The 13,769-nt window shown below is 66.9% G+C and carries 10 protein-coding genes; 4 read left to right on the forward strand and 6 right to left on the reverse strand.

The annotated features are described in order from the left end of the window. Positions 1 to 2: 2 nt before the first annotated feature. From ACP4XC_RS19985 to ACP4XC_RS20005, 5 genes are all read right to left on the reverse strand, one after another. Positions 3 to 2,855, reverse strand: coding sequence for a molybdopterin-dependent oxidoreductase (locus ACP4XC_RS19985; protein ID WP_427172454.1), 2,853 nt, complete (start codon positions 2,853 to 2,855; stop codon positions 3 to 5). Between the two features lie 2 nt (positions 2,856 to 2,857). Beyond that, complete coding sequence (locus tag ACP4XC_RS19990; protein ID WP_427172455.1) at positions 2,858 to 3,865, reverse strand: FAD binding domain-containing protein; 1,008 nt, start codon at positions 3,863 to 3,865, stop codon at positions 2,858 to 2,860. Further along, positions 3,856 to 5,169 (reverse strand): XdhC family protein, encoded by a 1,314-nt coding sequence (locus ACP4XC_RS19995; protein ID WP_427172457.1) that lies wholly within the window; start codon positions 5,167 to 5,169, stop codon positions 3,856 to 3,858. The genes ACP4XC_RS19990 and ACP4XC_RS19995 overlap by 10 nt, the downstream gene beginning before the upstream one ends. Positions 5,170 to 5,327: 158 nt before the next feature. Continuing rightward, positions 5,328 to 6,878, reverse strand: a complete 1,551-nt coding sequence (locus tag ACP4XC_RS20000) for an NCS2 family permease (protein WP_427172458.1) — start codon at positions 6,876 to 6,878, stop codon at positions 5,328 to 5,330. 14 nt (positions 6,879 to 6,892) lie between these two features. After that, positions 6,893 to 7,387: a nucleoside deaminase gene (locus ACP4XC_RS20005; protein ID WP_427172459.1), complete on the reverse strand. Its 495-nt coding sequence runs from the start codon at positions 7,385 to 7,387 to the stop codon at positions 6,893 to 6,895. 367 nt (positions 7,388 to 7,754) lie between these two features. Here ACP4XC_RS20005 and ACP4XC_RS20010 point away from each other — a divergent pair, with 367 nt between their 5' ends. Continuing rightward, complete coding sequence (locus ACP4XC_RS20010) at positions 7,755 to 9,131, forward strand: 8-oxoguanine deaminase (protein WP_427172460.1); 1,377 nt, start codon at positions 7,755 to 7,757, stop codon at positions 9,129 to 9,131. Positions 9,132 to 9,223: 92 nt separating this feature from the next. Continuing rightward, positions 9,224 to 10,459: a non-homologous end-joining DNA ligase gene (gene ligD / locus ACP4XC_RS20015; RefSeq protein WP_427172461.1), complete on the forward strand. Its 1,236-nt coding sequence runs from the start codon at positions 9,224 to 9,226 to the stop codon at positions 10,457 to 10,459. Between the two features lie 2 nt (positions 10,460 to 10,461). Here the strand turns inward: ligD and ACP4XC_RS20020 are convergent, their stop codons facing one another. Continuing rightward, the gene (locus ACP4XC_RS20020) at positions 10,462 to 10,638 is read right to left on the reverse strand and encodes a hypothetical protein (protein WP_427172462.1); all 177 of its coding nucleotides are present in this window, start codon (positions 10,636 to 10,638) and stop codon (positions 10,462 to 10,464) included. 380 nt (positions 10,639 to 11,018) lie between these two features. Here ACP4XC_RS20020 and pucL point away from each other — a divergent pair, with 380 nt between their 5' ends. Beyond that, entirely contained in the window at positions 11,019 to 11,927 is a 909-nt protein-coding gene (pucL, locus tag ACP4XC_RS20025; RefSeq protein WP_427172463.1) for a factor-independent urate hydroxylase, read from the forward strand. Between the two features lie 165 nt (positions 11,928 to 12,092). Next, complete coding sequence (locus tag ACP4XC_RS20030) at positions 12,093 to 13,598, forward strand: nucleobase:cation symporter-2 family protein (RefSeq protein WP_427172464.1); 1,506 nt, start codon at positions 12,093 to 12,095, stop codon at positions 13,596 to 13,598. The last annotated feature ends 171 nt before the right edge of the window (positions 13,599 to 13,769 follow it).

Raw genomic sequence — 13,769 nt, forward strand, 5'->3', positions numbered from 1 at the left:
GACTATAGGGCTTCGGCACTCTCACGGTGTGGAACACGGCCCGCTTCTTTAAGTCCCAGGTAAATCCTGTCCCTGGAAATGGGCAGCTCGGCAAACCTCACACCGGTGGCGTTCCGGATGGCGTTCGCCAGCGCCGGTGCCACCGGATTGAACGGACTTTCACTCATTGACTTCGCCCCGAGCGGGCCCAGCTTGTCGCTGGTTTCGGCGAAATACACCTCGCTCCGGGGCACGTCCGCGAAGGTGGGGATGTGGTATTGCCGCAGGATGTCCGTGGTGACCTTCCCGCCGTCGTCCACCTTGACCTCCTCATACAGCGCGGCGCCGAGGGCCTGCGCGATTCCGCCCTCGATCTGCCCGCGGCACTGCCGCGGGTTGACCACCACGCCCGCATCGGCTGCCTGGACGCTTTGGAGGATCTTCAATTCTCCGGTTCCGGTATTGACGGCCACCCGGAAACCCTGGACGTTGAACGCCACCGATCGTGGCGTCCCGCCCCAGTGTCCGTCGGCGGCAAGCTCGACGCCGGCCGCTTCGGCCGCGGCGAAGATTTCCGTCAGGGGCACCCTGGTTCCTTCACACACCACGGCGTCCTCCTCCAGCACGCAGCCGGAGGACTGCACTTGCCGGATGCCCGCGGCGAAGGCACGGATGCGGATGGCGAGGTCCTCCGCGGCGGCCAGGGTGGCTTTGCCCGCCACCACGGTCCCGGCGGATCCAAACGCTCCCGAATCGTGCTCCACGAGGTCGGTATCGGACTGCCGCACGGTGATGCGCCCCGCCGTCGTGGACAGGGCGGTGGCCGCGAGCTGCGCGTGGACGGTGGTGGTGCCGTTGCCGAATTCGGCGGTTCCGACGTCGGCGGCATACATTCCGTCCGGCAGGAGCCGGAGCTTGGAGTGGGCAAAGTGGCCGCGCGGCGGGACCGTGTCGATCATGGACAGCGCGGTCCCCTCCCCCGTGACCCAGTCCGGGCCCAGGTCATCCAGCCCGGCGGCCCGGTACCGCTCATGCCCGCGGGCCAGGGCGTCCTGCACGAGCCGGGTGCACTGGTCCAGCCCGTAGCTGCCATAGTGCACGTCCTCTTCCGGTTCGGAGTGCGTCGAGAGCATATCGTCGCCCTCCAGGACCATGTTGCGGCGGCGGAACTCCAGCGGATCCATCCCGATCCCGGTGGCGAGCTCGTCGATGCCGCACTCGATGGCGAAGATCATCTGGCTCAAGCCGTAGCCCCGGAACGCACCGGACGGAACCGTGTTGGTGTACACCGCGTGCGCGTCCACCTTCTTGTTGGCGCACCTGTACACGCCCAGGGATTCGCCGCAGCCGTGGAACATCACCCCGGAGGCATGGTTGCCGTAGGCGCCGGTGTTGGTGAGCACATCCAGCTGCAGCGCCGTAAGCCGGCCGTCCCGGCTGGCTCCGGCCTTGAGGTGGATCGTGAACGGGTGCCGCGTGGTGGCGGCCGTGAATTGCTCCGTCCGGGTGAATTCGAGCTGCACCGGCCGCCGGAGCTTTAGGGCCGCCAGTGCTACGACGTCCTCCGTGAGCACCTCCTGCTTGCCGCCGAAACCGCCTCCCACCCGGCCGGCCACCACGCGGATCTGCTCCTCGGGGAGGGCGAAGAGCCGGGACAGGGTGCGCCGGACCAGGAAGGGGACCTGGCTGGAGGTGCGGACGTGAAGACGGCCGTCGTCGTCGACCGACGCGATCGCGGCATGCGTTTCCAGCGCCGTGTGCTGCACCCGCTGGGTCCGGTAGGTCTGTTCGTGGATAAAATCGGCCTCGGCAAACCCTGCCGCCACGCTGCCCAGCTCCGAGTGCAGCTCAGCCACGATGTTCCGTTCGGGCCGGATGATTCGTGCCGTTGCCGCGTCCTTGTCCCCGTGGATCGCCGGGGCACCCGGCCGCATCGCCTCCTCAGGGGTGAACACGGCGCCGAGCACTTCGTACTTGACTTTGAGGGCCCGCACGCCGGCTTCGGCGGCCGCCACGGAATTGGCGACGACGGCGGCAACCTTCTGCCCGATGAACCGCACCACGTCGTCCAGGACGCGGGTGTCGTCCGGGTCGTCCGTGTAGAGCTCGTGCTGGGCGGTGGAGAACAGCTGCGCCGGGGCGTCCTCGTGGGTGAAGACGGACACCACGCCCGGGATTTGGAGGGCGCGGGTTGGATCGATTGAGAGCACCCGCGCGTGGGCGTGGGGTGAGCGCAGCAGTTTCAGGTGGAGCAGCCCGGGCAGTTCCTCCGCGGGCACGTCCAGGGTGTAGCGGGCCTTTCCGGTCACGACGCCGAGGCTGGCGGGGGCCGGCACGTCGTCGCCGAGCTGGCCCGGCTTCGGCCCGGGCTGCCCTTCGCCGGCGATTCCTGAACCCGGGCCCTTGGGGTCCGGGTGTCCCTCCTGGCCGCAGACAGCATCCTCGATGGCACGGTAACCCGTGCAGCGGCAGAGGTTGCCCTTGAGGTTCCGGGGCAGGTTTTCCTTCTCCTGCTCGCCGAACGTGGCCGCCGTCATCACCATTCCGGCGGTGCAGAATCCGCACTGGAAGCCCTGGCGGTCCAGGAACTGCTGCTGCATCGGGTGGAGGGCGCCGGCGTCGGACGCCGTGACCGCCAGCCCCTCGATAGTGGTGACCGCGTGCCCTTCGGCCCGCACGGCCGGGTAGATGCAGCTGTGCACGGGGGTGCCGTCCACATGGACTGTGCAGGCGCCGCAGTCGCCGCCGTCGCAGCCCTTCTTGACCCCGAGGTTGCCCTGCTCCCGCAGGAAGGTGCGCAGGCACTGGCCGGGCCGGGGTTCGGCCGCGGCCGGGATGCCGTTGATTTCGATGGCGCGTGTGGTCTGGTTGGCCATGCTCAGGCCCCTTCCTGCCGAGGCGAAGCGTGGGATGAAGCAGTGTGTTGTGGCGAGCCGGGGTGCCGCAGCGTGCGCTGCGGCGGCCAGAAATCTCCGGAGACGCGGGCTGCCGGAAGCCCTGCCGGGACGGCCAGTTCAGCCCGGATTTCCTCCGCGAGCCGGTAAGTCATGTCTTTTCGCCAGGCCGGCAGGCCGTGGATGTCGTCGTGGTAGAGCCCCTCCGGAATGGCGGCGTCGAGTGCCGCCGCGAGTTCCGCCGCCGACGTCGGGGCACCGGTCGCAGCATCTCCGGGCTGAGCATCCCCCCGCGGAGCCGGAAAGCGCAGTTGCACGGGGCGCCTGGTGGCGGCGGTGACGGTGAGGACCAGGCCGCCGTCGGCGTCGAGCCTTCCGATCAGCAGGACCCCGGACCGGCCCAGGTTGCTAAGCGACAGACGGCGGAATGCCACCCGTGAGGCCAGTGCCGACGCGGGGAGCTGGATGCTGCGAAGAAGCTCGCCGGGCGCCAGGCAGTTCTTGCCGTCCCCGGTGACGAAGTCAGCCACCGGGACGGTGCGGCTGGCACCGCCCGGACCAAGAACAGTGGCTTGGCCGTCGAGGGCGGCGCAAAGCGAGATCAAGGGACCGGCGGGCAGCGAGGTGCAGAGATTGCCGCCCACGGTGGACATGTTCCACACTTTAAAGGAGGCCACGAAGGAGTCGCAGCAGGGGCGGATGAGGTCCAGTGCGGGCCACGCCGCCGCCCGTTCGGCCACAAAATGGGAATCCGGCAGGGCATAGAGCGCGGCTACCGTGCACGTGGCGGCGAGCTCGATGCCGTTGCCCGTCACAGTGACGGCCGGCCAGCCGGCGGCGCCGAGATCCAGCAGGCGCCGGAGCGGCTCCTTTCCGAACGCCAGGCTGCCGTACGAGAAGAGGACCGACCCGCCCGCCAGCCAAGCGTCCCCCTCCCGCCATTCGGCCGGGTCCTCGGTGCGGACCACGGCCTCGATGGTGTTCATGTCCATGGAATCTCCTGGGGCTGTTCGGTGTTGACGTTGCGAACGCGTCCGGAGCCGTGAATTGGACCCGTTCCATTCTTCAGCGACGCGGCCCGCACGGACGCGCCGGCGCAACGGCTGGCCACGAGTTCGGCGGTGATGGATACGGCCACTTCGGCGGGGGTCACGGCGCCGAGGTCCAGCCCGATGGGCGAATGCAGCCGGGCCAGCGCCTCGGTGGTGACCCCGGCGGCAAGCAGCGAGTCGATGCGCTGCCGGTGGCTGCGCCGCGATCCCATGGCACCCACGTATTCCAGGTCCAGGGCGAGCGCGGTTCGCAGGAGGGGGATGTCGAATTTGGGGTCGTGGGTGAGCACGCAGGCCACGGTCCGGGCGTCGATCCGGCGTGCCGCGGCTTCCTTCGCAAGGTAGCGGTGCGGCCAGTCAGTGACCACCTTGTCCGCGGCGGCGAAGCGCGCCTGGTTTGCAAAGGCCGGCCTGGCGTCGCACAAGGTCACGTCGTAGCCCAGGAGCCGGGCGGCGGGAAGCAGCGCGGCACTGAAGTCGTTGGCGCCGAAGATGAGCAGGCGGGCCGGGGGAAGCCGGCTCTCGACGAGCAGGGTGATGGGCTCCGGCCTGCTCCCGGGGCTTTGTGGCACGGCTGTGCCGGAAAGGCAGCCCTCCGGCGGGGCCAGCCGGACCAGCCCGGTCCGGCCCCCGTGCAGCAGCGGTTCCAGCTGGGCGGCGGCCGCCCGCAGCAGCCGCTTGGCGGACAGACCAGCGGACAGACCAGTGGACAGACCGGTTTCCGGAGCGTCAACGGGTGACAGCCCCAGCAGCGCCGCAAGTTCCGCGGAAGACTCCACAGGTTGTTCCAGCAGGAATTTCGCCGGATCCGGGATCACGACGACGCCGCCTCCGCGGGCATCCACCCGGCGGATCAGCGCCAGTGCACTCCCGGCTCCCTGTCCGGCGAGCGCCAGCAGGTGCTCCAGCCTGAGCCCGCCGGCGGCCGTACCCATCGGCTCGATGTGGACCTCCAGCTCTCCCCCGCAGGTGAGCCCGACCGCGAACGCGTCCGCGGCACTGTAGCCGAACAGCTCACGGCGGGTCCCGCCGTCGTGCAGAGCCTCCAGTGCCGCCTCCACGACGGCGCCTTCAACGCAACCGCCGGACAGGCTGCCCAGGACTTCGCCTGACTCGGACACCAGCATCGACGTGCCCACCGGCCTCGGGACGGATCCGTTGGCACCCACCACGGTGGCCACCGCGCACCGCTGGCCGGTACTGGCGGGCTGCCATTCCTTCAGTGAAGGCATCAGATCCAACATTGCTGCACTCCCTTTTCCTGTGCGGCGATGGTGTCCATATTCTCGTTCCTATCCTGCGCCGGGGGAAGCACCGGCAGTTGCGTCTGCGTCATTTTCGTTGCGGTGTGGTGGACCGGGGCCGGCCCCGTCAGCCTGCCCCGGTCCCGGTTAGTGGTTCCCTAGGCGCCCAGGAGGGCGTTGATGGGACCGCGGGCGAAGTACACCAGGAAGCCAACAGTGACCACCCACATCAGCGGGTGCACCTTCCGGATCTTCCCGGAGCAGGCACTGATGACGGCCCAGGAGATGAAGCCCACGCCGATGCCGTTGGCGATGGAGTAGCTCAGGGGCATTGTGACGATGGTCAGGAATGCCGGCAGTGCCACGGAGAATTTGCTGAACTTGATCTCGCGGATCTGGGCCATCATCATGGCCCCCACCACCACCAGGGCGGCGGCAGCAACTTCCAGCGGCACCACGGACGTGAGCGGAGTGAGGAACATCGAGCCCAGGAACAGCACGCCAGTGACAACGGAGGCCAGTCCGGTGCGGGCGCCTTCCCCGATGCCTGCGGCGGAATCGATGTACACCGTGTTGGACGAACCGGAGGTGGCGCCGCCTGCTACTGCTCCCAGGCCTTCGACGATGAAGGCTGACTTCAGCCGCGGGAATGTGCCGTCCTTGTGCGCCACGCCGGCACTCTTTGCCAGGCCGGTCATGGTGCCCATGGCATCGAAGAAGTTGGTGAACACCAGCGTGAACACCAGCATGGTTGCTGCGAGCCCGCCAATCCTGCCGAAGGCGCCGAACATATCGAACTGCCCCACCAGGGACAGGTCCGGCGCGGACACGAGCCGGCCGGAGAGGACAGGGGTGTTCAGGTGCCAGCCGCCTGGGTTCGTTGGGCCGCCGGGACCGATCTTCATCCCGGCCTCCACCACGGCGGCCAGGACTGTCGTGGCCACGATGCCTATCAGCAGTCCGCCCTGGACCTTGCGGGCCACGAGGACGCCCATGGCCAGCAGGCCCACAATGAACACCAGGGTGGGCACCGAGGTGATGGATCCGTTGGTGCCGAGCTGGACCGGAGGCCCAGCGGTGGTGCCCCGGACAAAGCCGGAATCCACGAACCCGATGAAGGCGATGAACAGCCCGATGCCCACCGTGATGGCCGCCTTGAGCTCACGGGGGACGGCCTTGAAGATGGCGGTCCGGGCTCCGGTGACCCCGAAGAGGACGATCAGAATGCCGTTGATGACCACCAGCCCCATGGCCTCGGGCCAGGTGACTTCGTGGATGACGGCCACGGCGAGGAAGGAGTTGATGCCCAGCCCCGCTGCCAGGCCGAAGGGAAGATTGGCAATTATGCCGAACAGGATGGTCATGACGCCGGCAGTGAGGCCGGTGACGGCGCCCACCTGGGCGGCGGACAGCCAGCCGCCGGCCACGTCCACCGGCGCATTGTCCGGGCTGAAGCCGCCCAGGATCAGCGGATTGAGGATCACGATGTAGGCCATGGTGAAGAAGGTGACCAGGCCGCCGCGGACTTCCCTGGCGACCGTTGATCCGCGCCGGGTGACCTGGAAGAAACGGTCCAGGAAAGCGTTTGACGCCGGGGGCCGGGGGCCGTGCGTCCCTTCGGTGCCGCGGGACTTCTCAGTGCCGCGGGACTTTTGCTCAAGCGGGCGGGCCGCGTTCGGGCCCTCCGGGGTCTTGTCCAGGATTGTCATGTCAGTCCCTGGCCCTAGTAGTCGATCCTGGAGTCGAGGGTGTTCCAGGTGTTGAAGGGTTCCAGGAAGGCGGGAGCATGCGGGTCCGTGAGATCCATCTTGCCCACCGGCATCAGCGCGTCACGCTGGTCATTTTCGAAGTAGTTGTAGAACACGGCGTCGTCGAAGCCTACAGAGGCGGCGTCGTGCCGGTCAGCGGCGAAGACCACTCGTTCCACCCGGGCCCACAGCGCTGATGCCAGGCACATGGGGCATGGCTCGCAGCTGGTGTAAAGGGTGGCTCCGCTGAGATCGAAGGTGCCCAGTTCGCTGCACGCCCGCCGGATGGCGGTGACCTCGGCGTGCGCGGTGGGATCGTTGGTGGCGGTGACGCGGTTGACGCCGTCGAACGCTTGACCGTCCGCGGTGACCACGACGGCGCCGAACGGGCCGCCGCTGTTGAGGACATTGGCAGTGGCCAGTTCGATGGATCTGGCCAGGAATTTCTGGGCTGTGACGGTTGTACTCATGATGCGACTCCCTTGCTGTGGAAGCCGGTACGCCGCGACGAGACGGAAGTGCCGGATGCGACGGTTACCAGGCTTCAGCATGTGCTTTTGAAGGTTGCGCCTGGTAGATAGCTTCCCGGGATCCGGGTGCCCGCCTTTGGCAAGATCGAGATTAGCACCGCAACGTGAGCTGCGCCATATGTTTTGGAAAGTTAATTTCGTCATGTGAAATTTGTGTTACCGAGTTGTCATCATCAGGGACGTTTGACGCGCACGTTGCGGCCGCCCTACGCTGATCCCCAACCGCCCCCAACCCGGCGGCGCCTGGATCAGCAGACAGGACCTTCACTGAGCTGGCTACTCATCGGCACGCTCAGACAGGAACACCATGGCCTCGACGCCTGCGCCAACCCTCCCCGCCTCCCGCCTGTGGATCCGGAATCCGCTCGCCGCCTTCACCGCCAACGCTCTCGATGCGTCCGGCGGGATCGTGGTGAGCGGCGGCCTCATCGCGGAGGTGCTCGCCGCCGGCCAGGTGCCGTCCGCGCCATGCCAGGAATCGTTCGACGCCGGGAACCACGTCCTGCTGCCGGGCCTGATCAACACGCATCACCACTTTTACCAGACACTGACCCGCGCCTGGGCTCCGGTGGCCAACGCCCCGCTGTTCCCGTGGCTCCAGCACCTGTACCCGGTCTGGGCCAGGCTCACGCCCCGCGACCTGGAGCTCGCCACAAAGGTTGCCCTGGCCGAACTGCTGCTTTCCGGCTGCACCACCGCGGCGGACCACCACTACCTCTTCCCGGACGGCCTGGAGGACGCCATCGATATTGAGGTCCGGGTGGTTCGCGAGCTGGGCATGCGGGCCACACTTACACGCGGTTCCATGACGTGGGGCGAGGACGATGGCGGCCTCCCGCCGCAATCGACAGTCCAGCCGGCGGACGTGATCCTGGCTGACAGCGAACGGCTCATCCGGGAGTATCACCAACGGGGCGATGGAGCCGACATCCAGATCGCGCTGGCCCCATGCTCGCCGTTTTCCGTCACCAAAGAGATCATGGCCGAGACCGCCGTCCTGGCCGAACGGCACGATGTCCGGCTGCACACGCATCTGGCCGAGACCCTGGACGAGGAAGCGTTCTGCCGGGAGAGGTTTGGCCTGCGCACGGTGGAGTACCTGGAAAGCGTGGGCTGGCTGGGCGGCCGGACGTGGCTGGGCCACGGCATTCACTTCGACGACGCCGAGATCGCCCTGCTGGGTGCCGCGGGCACCGCCGTCGCCCATTGCCCCACCTCAAACATGCGGCTGGCTTCCGGCACGGCGCGGGTGCTGGAACTGGAGGACGCGGGCGTTCCGGTGGGGTTGGGAGTGGACGGCTCGGCGTCGAACGATGCCTCGAACCTGATCCTCGAGGCGCGGCAGGCCCTGTACCTGCAGCGGCTCCGCTACGGGGCGCAGGTGCCGGTGGAGCGCGCGCTGGGCTGGGCGACCCGAGGCTCGGCGGCGGCTCTTGGCCGCCCGGACCTTGGCCAGCTGGCACCCGGGATGCAGGCCGACCTGGCACTGTTCCGGACGGACGAACTGAGGTTTTCCGGCAGCCATGATCCCGTGGCCGCCCTCCTGCTGTGCGCTGCCGACCGTGCCGACCGTGTAATGGTGGGCGGGGCGTGGCGGGTGGTGGATGGCCGGATTCCCGGGCTGGACATCGCCGGGCTCATCGCGGAGCACTCGGCCGCGGCCCGCAGGCTCCTCAACGGCTGAGCCGGGGCACTTTCGTCGAAACAGGGCCTACCGCTTTCGGCTCCCGCGCAGCTGCTCTGGCTGCGGCATCCGATCGTTGCTAGCGTGGCGGAATGAACCCGTCGAAGGCCCCGGCCGAGATCCTCGACATTGCCGGCACCGAGGTTCGCATCTCGAGTCCGGATAAAGTGGTGTTCCCCGAGCCCGGGCTGACGAAGCTCGATCTGGTGCGCTATTACCTCGCCGTCGCCGATGGTGCGCTGCGCGGCGCCGGCGGCCGGCCGATGGTGCTCAAGCGCTTCCCGAAAGGCATCGACGCCGAGCCGTTCTTTCAGAAGCGAGTGCCCGAAAACCACCCCGGTTTTATCGACACGGTGACGCTGCGCTACGCGTCCGGGACAACCGCCGAAGAGGCCGTCATCCGGAACGCTGCGGGCCTGGCGTGGGTGGTGAATCTTGGATGCCTCGACCTCAACCCGCATCCCGTGCGCGCCGAGGACCTCGAGCACCCCGACGAACTCCGGGTCGACCTCGATCCGATGCCGGGAGTTGACTGGTCTCAGATCGTCGACGTCGCGCATGTCGCGCGGGAGGTGCTCGACGACGCAGGGCTCGTGGGATGGCCAAAGACGAGCGGGTCTCGCGGACTCCATATCCTCGTGCGCATCGCCCCGGACTGGTCATACCGCGACGTGCGGCTCGCTGCCGAGACCCTCGCCCGCGAGGTCGAAAACCGCGCTCCGGGTCTCGCCACCGCGCGGTGGTGGAAGGAGGAGCGCGGCGAGAGTGTGTTCGTCGACTTCAACCAGAACGCAAAGGACCGCACCGTGGCATCGGCCTACTCGATCCGACCCCTGCCCGACGCCAGGGTCTCGACGCCGCTCACGTGGGACGAGCTCCGTTCCACCAAGCCGGAAGAGTTCACCGTGCCCACCGTGCTCGAGCGCTTCGCAGAGGTGGGGGACCCGCACGCCGGCATCGACGACGCGGCCGGCGCGCTGGAGGGCCTCCTCGCCTTGGCTGCCGAACTCGGCCCCGCCGAGAAGCCGCCGCGCGGCGGCGACGGCTCGGGGCGCAGGCAATCGGTGATGCCGCTGATCGAGGTGGCCCGCACCAAGACCAGGCCCGAGGCGCTGGCGGCCCTCGAGCAGTGGAAGACCCGGCATGCGGACCTGGTCCCGGCACTGCACCCCGCCGATGTGCTGGTCGACGGGATGCGCGGATCGAGCTCGCTTTGGTACAGGGTGCGGGTGAACCTGCAGCACGTCCCCGAGGCGGAGCGTCCGGAGCAGGAGGAGCTGATCGCCGACTACGACCCGTGGGCCGGCAAGGAGTGGCCGGGACAGTAGCCCTACGGCCGTTGCCGGCCGAAAACCGGGAGGGCACGCAGCCAGCGGGAGAACCCGCGGCCGGCGCGGTCACAGTCGGCAGGAATATAGAAGTCCGGGTCCGTGGAGCCGAACGGCAGGTACAGCTCCTGGCCGGGGGCCGGAAATTCAGTGATGTTGTTCGAGTCCTGCGAGTCCATCTGTTCCTCCTCGTTCATGTGTGGCCGCTCTTACGCGGATGCGTGAGCCCATCCAGCAAATTCCATCATTCGGAAAATGTTTATTGTTATGCGGAAAAGACTACGCGCGGCAAGGCTCAACGGTCAAGGACGCCGGACCGGCGGTCACAATCCAGTTTTTCGGAAAGTGATGTACACCACCGCCCGGCTCGGCTACGCTTTAATTCAATTCGTGGCGTGCGTCACGTAACCTGGGAGCAGCAGGCAGGGTCGTAATGAGCTGGCATCAACTGATGTCGGCTCTTTTTTGTGGGCCGACGGAATAAGAAACGCATGGGAAACATGCGCTTAATTTCTATGTGGGACTTTGGTGCCACATACCTGAAGTTGGGAATCAGACCATGAGCAACAAGATCGTCCTCGGCCACAACCAGTATGGAAAAGCCGAAGTCCGCGTCGTCAAGATCACCAGGGACACGCACCGCCACGAGATCGAAGACCTGAACGTCACCTCGCAACTTCGCGGTGACTTCGCCGCCGCCCATTTGGAAGGCGACAACAGCCATGTGGTGGCCACGGACACTCAGAAGAACACCATCTACGCGTTTGCCCGTGAAGGCATCGGCTCCCCGGAGAAGTTCCTCCTGCGCCTCGGCGAGCACTTCACGTCCAGCTTCGACTGGGTCACCGGCGGCCGCTGGGAAGCCGAGTCCTACAGCTGGGACCGCATCCAGGCCCACGGCACCGCGCACGACCACTCCTTCGTCCGGAACGGCCAGGAAGTCCGCACCGCCGTTCTGGTCCGCGACGGCGCAGACGCCCACGTCATCTCCGGGCTCAAGGACCTTACCGTCCTCAAGACCACCCAGTCGGGCTTCGTGGGCTACCCGCGGGACAAGTACACCACCCTGCCGGAAACCACGGACCGCATCCTCGCAACGGATGTTTCCGCCCGGTGGCGCTTCAACACCGCCACCGACTTCAGCTCGATGGACTTCAACAAGAGCTACGACGACGTCAAGGCACTCCTCCTGGAAGGCTTCACCGAGAACTATTCGCACGCGCTGCAGCAAACCCTCTTCGACATGGGCGCCAAGGTGCTGGAGGCACACAGCGAGATCGACGAGATCAAGTTCTCGATGCCCAATAAGCACCACTTCCTGGTGGACCTTTCACCGTTCGGCCTCGAGAACCCCAACGAGGTCTTCTTCGCCGCGGACCGTCCCTACGGCCTGATCGAGGCCACGGTCCAGCGCGAAGACGCCACTCCGGCTGATATCGCCTGGTCCGGCATCGCCGGCTTCTGCTAGGCCCGCGGCCCAGCATCACATCCGAACTACCTCAGGGACCGGAGTCTCCCCACGCGGGAGACTCCGGCGCCTCCCCGTCCCTTACCTCGAACCGTTAGCCAGACACCGTTAGCCAGACACCGTTAGCCAGACAAAGACGTCTGCCATGAACCCAGAAAGTCTGCCATGAACACGAAAAAGAAATCAGCCACCGCGGGTGCCGGCACGGGCCGCAAGCAGTCGGGCCGGCCCGAAGACGAACGCCTCCCCCTTGCCAGCACCTTCGCCTACGGCTTCCAGCATGTGCTGACCATGTACGGCGGCATCATTGCGCCGCCGCTGATCATCGGCGCCGCCGCCGGGATGTCACCCCAGAACATCGGAGTGCTGATCGCGGCCTGCCTGTTCGTTGGCGGCCTGGCCACGCTGCTCCAGACGATCGGCATTCCGTTCTTCGGCTCCCAGCTGCCGCTGGTGCAGGGCGTTTCGTTCGCCGGCGTGGCCACCATGGTGGCCATAGTGGACGACGGCGGCGGCATCCAGTCGGTCTTTGGCGCGGTCATTGTGGCTTCGCTGATCGGGCTGCTCATCACGCCCCTGTTCTCCAAGATCATCAAGTTCTTTCCGCCCGTGGTCACTGGAACCGTCATCACCACCATCGGCCTGACCCTGATGCCGGTGGCAGCGAACTGGGCCATGGGCGGCAACAGTAAAGCCCCGAACTACGGCAGCGTGGCCAACATCGGCCTGGCAGCGGCCACCATGGCGATCGTGCTGCTGCTGAGCAAGGTGGGCAATGCCGCAGTCTCCCGGCTGTCCATCCTGCTGGCCATGGTGCTGGGCACGGTAATTGCACTCATCACCGGCATGGCCGATTTCTCCAAAGTGGGCCAGGGCGACGTCGTGGCCTTCCCCACCCCGTTCGCGTTCGGGCCGCCCACCTTCCACCTCGCGGCCATCATCTCCATGCTCATCGTGATCCTGGTGACGCTCACGGAGACGTCCGCGGACATCATTGCCGTGGGCGAGATCGTGGGCAGCAAGGTGGACTCCAAGCGGATCGGCAACGGGCTGCGCGCGGACATGCTCTCCAGCGCCATCTCCCCGCTGTTCAACTCCTTCACCCAAAGCGCTTTCGCCCAGAACGTGGGCCTGGTGGCCATCACAGGTGTGAAGAGCCGATTCGTGGTCAGCGCTGGCGGAGTCATCCTGGTGATCCTGGGTCTGCTGCCCGTGCTTGGCCGCGTGGTCGCTGCTGTGCCCACCCCCGTCCTGGGCGGTGCCGGCGTGGTACTTTTTGGAACTGTTGCGGCCAGTGGAATCCGCACGCTCTCCAAGGTTGAGTACCGGAACAACATGAACCTGATCGTGGTCGCGGCGTCGGTCGGCTTTGGCATGATTCCCATTGCTGCCCCGGCGTTCTACAACCAGTTCCCGTCCTGGTTCTCCACGATTTTCCACTCGGGCATCAGCTCGGCGGCGGTGATGGCGATCCTGCTCAACCTGCTGTTCAACCACCTCAAGGCCGGCAACTCGGAGAACCAGTCGGTTTTCGTGGCCGGGACCGGGCGCCTGGTGCGCGAGGAGGATCTCGAGTGCCTGGCCCACGGCGACCGCTTCGAGGACGGCAAGCTCATCGACTGCGAGGGAAAGGAAGTTCCCATCCAGTCCTCGTCGAAATCCGAGCACTAGGACTCCCAAGCGCGAACGGACAGTTCAGGCTCCTTCCCACCGGGCCTCAACTGTCCGTTCGCGCTTCCGCCTTGGCTGACTTGGCCGGTCCACGGAGCTTCAGGGCCGATACGAAGGGCAACCACCTGGGCCTGCCGGTCAACTTCCTGTTCTTCTCGCTGCAGACATCAT

Origin of the sequence: Arthrobacter sp. 92 (assembly GCF_050260325.1) — a bacterium.
In the GTDB taxonomy this organism is placed as follows: domain Bacteria; phylum Actinomycetota; class Actinomycetes; order Actinomycetales; family Micrococcaceae; genus Arthrobacter.

Bases quoted from the DNA above. Each gene is read 5' to 3' on its own strand.
- ACP4XC_RS19985 (WP_427172454.1), bottom strand. From the start codon at position 2,855: ATGGCCAACCAGACCACACGCGCCATCGAAATCAACGGCATCCCGGCC.
- ACP4XC_RS19990 (WP_427172455.1), bottom strand. From the start codon at position 3,865: ATGGACATGAACACCATCGAGGCCGTGGTCCGCACCGAGGACCCGGCC.
- ACP4XC_RS19995 (WP_427172457.1), bottom strand. From the start codon at position 5,169: ATGTTGGATCTGATGCCTTCACTGAAGGAATGGCAGCCCGCCAGTACC.
- ACP4XC_RS20000 (WP_427172458.1), bottom strand. From the start codon at position 6,878: ATGACAATCCTGGACAAGACCCCGGAGGGCCCGAACGCGGCCCGCCCG.
- ACP4XC_RS20005 (WP_427172459.1), bottom strand. From the start codon at position 7,387: ATGAGTACAACCGTCACAGCCCAGAAATTCCTGGCCAGATCCATCGAA.
- ACP4XC_RS20010 (WP_427172460.1), top strand. From the start codon at position 7,755: ATGGCCTCGACGCCTGCGCCAACCCTCCCCGCCTCCCGCCTGTGGATC.
- ligD (WP_427172461.1), top strand. From the start codon at position 9,224: ATGAACCCGTCGAAGGCCCCGGCCGAGATCCTCGACATTGCCGGCACC.
- ACP4XC_RS20020 (WP_427172462.1), bottom strand. From the start codon at position 10,638: ATGGACTCGCAGGACTCGAACAACATCACTGAATTTCCGGCCCCCGGC.
- pucL (WP_427172463.1), top strand. From the start codon at position 11,019: ATGAGCAACAAGATCGTCCTCGGCCACAACCAGTATGGAAAAGCCGAA.
- ACP4XC_RS20030 (WP_427172464.1), top strand. From the start codon at position 12,093: ATGAACACGAAAAAGAAATCAGCCACCGCGGGTGCCGGCACGGGCCGC.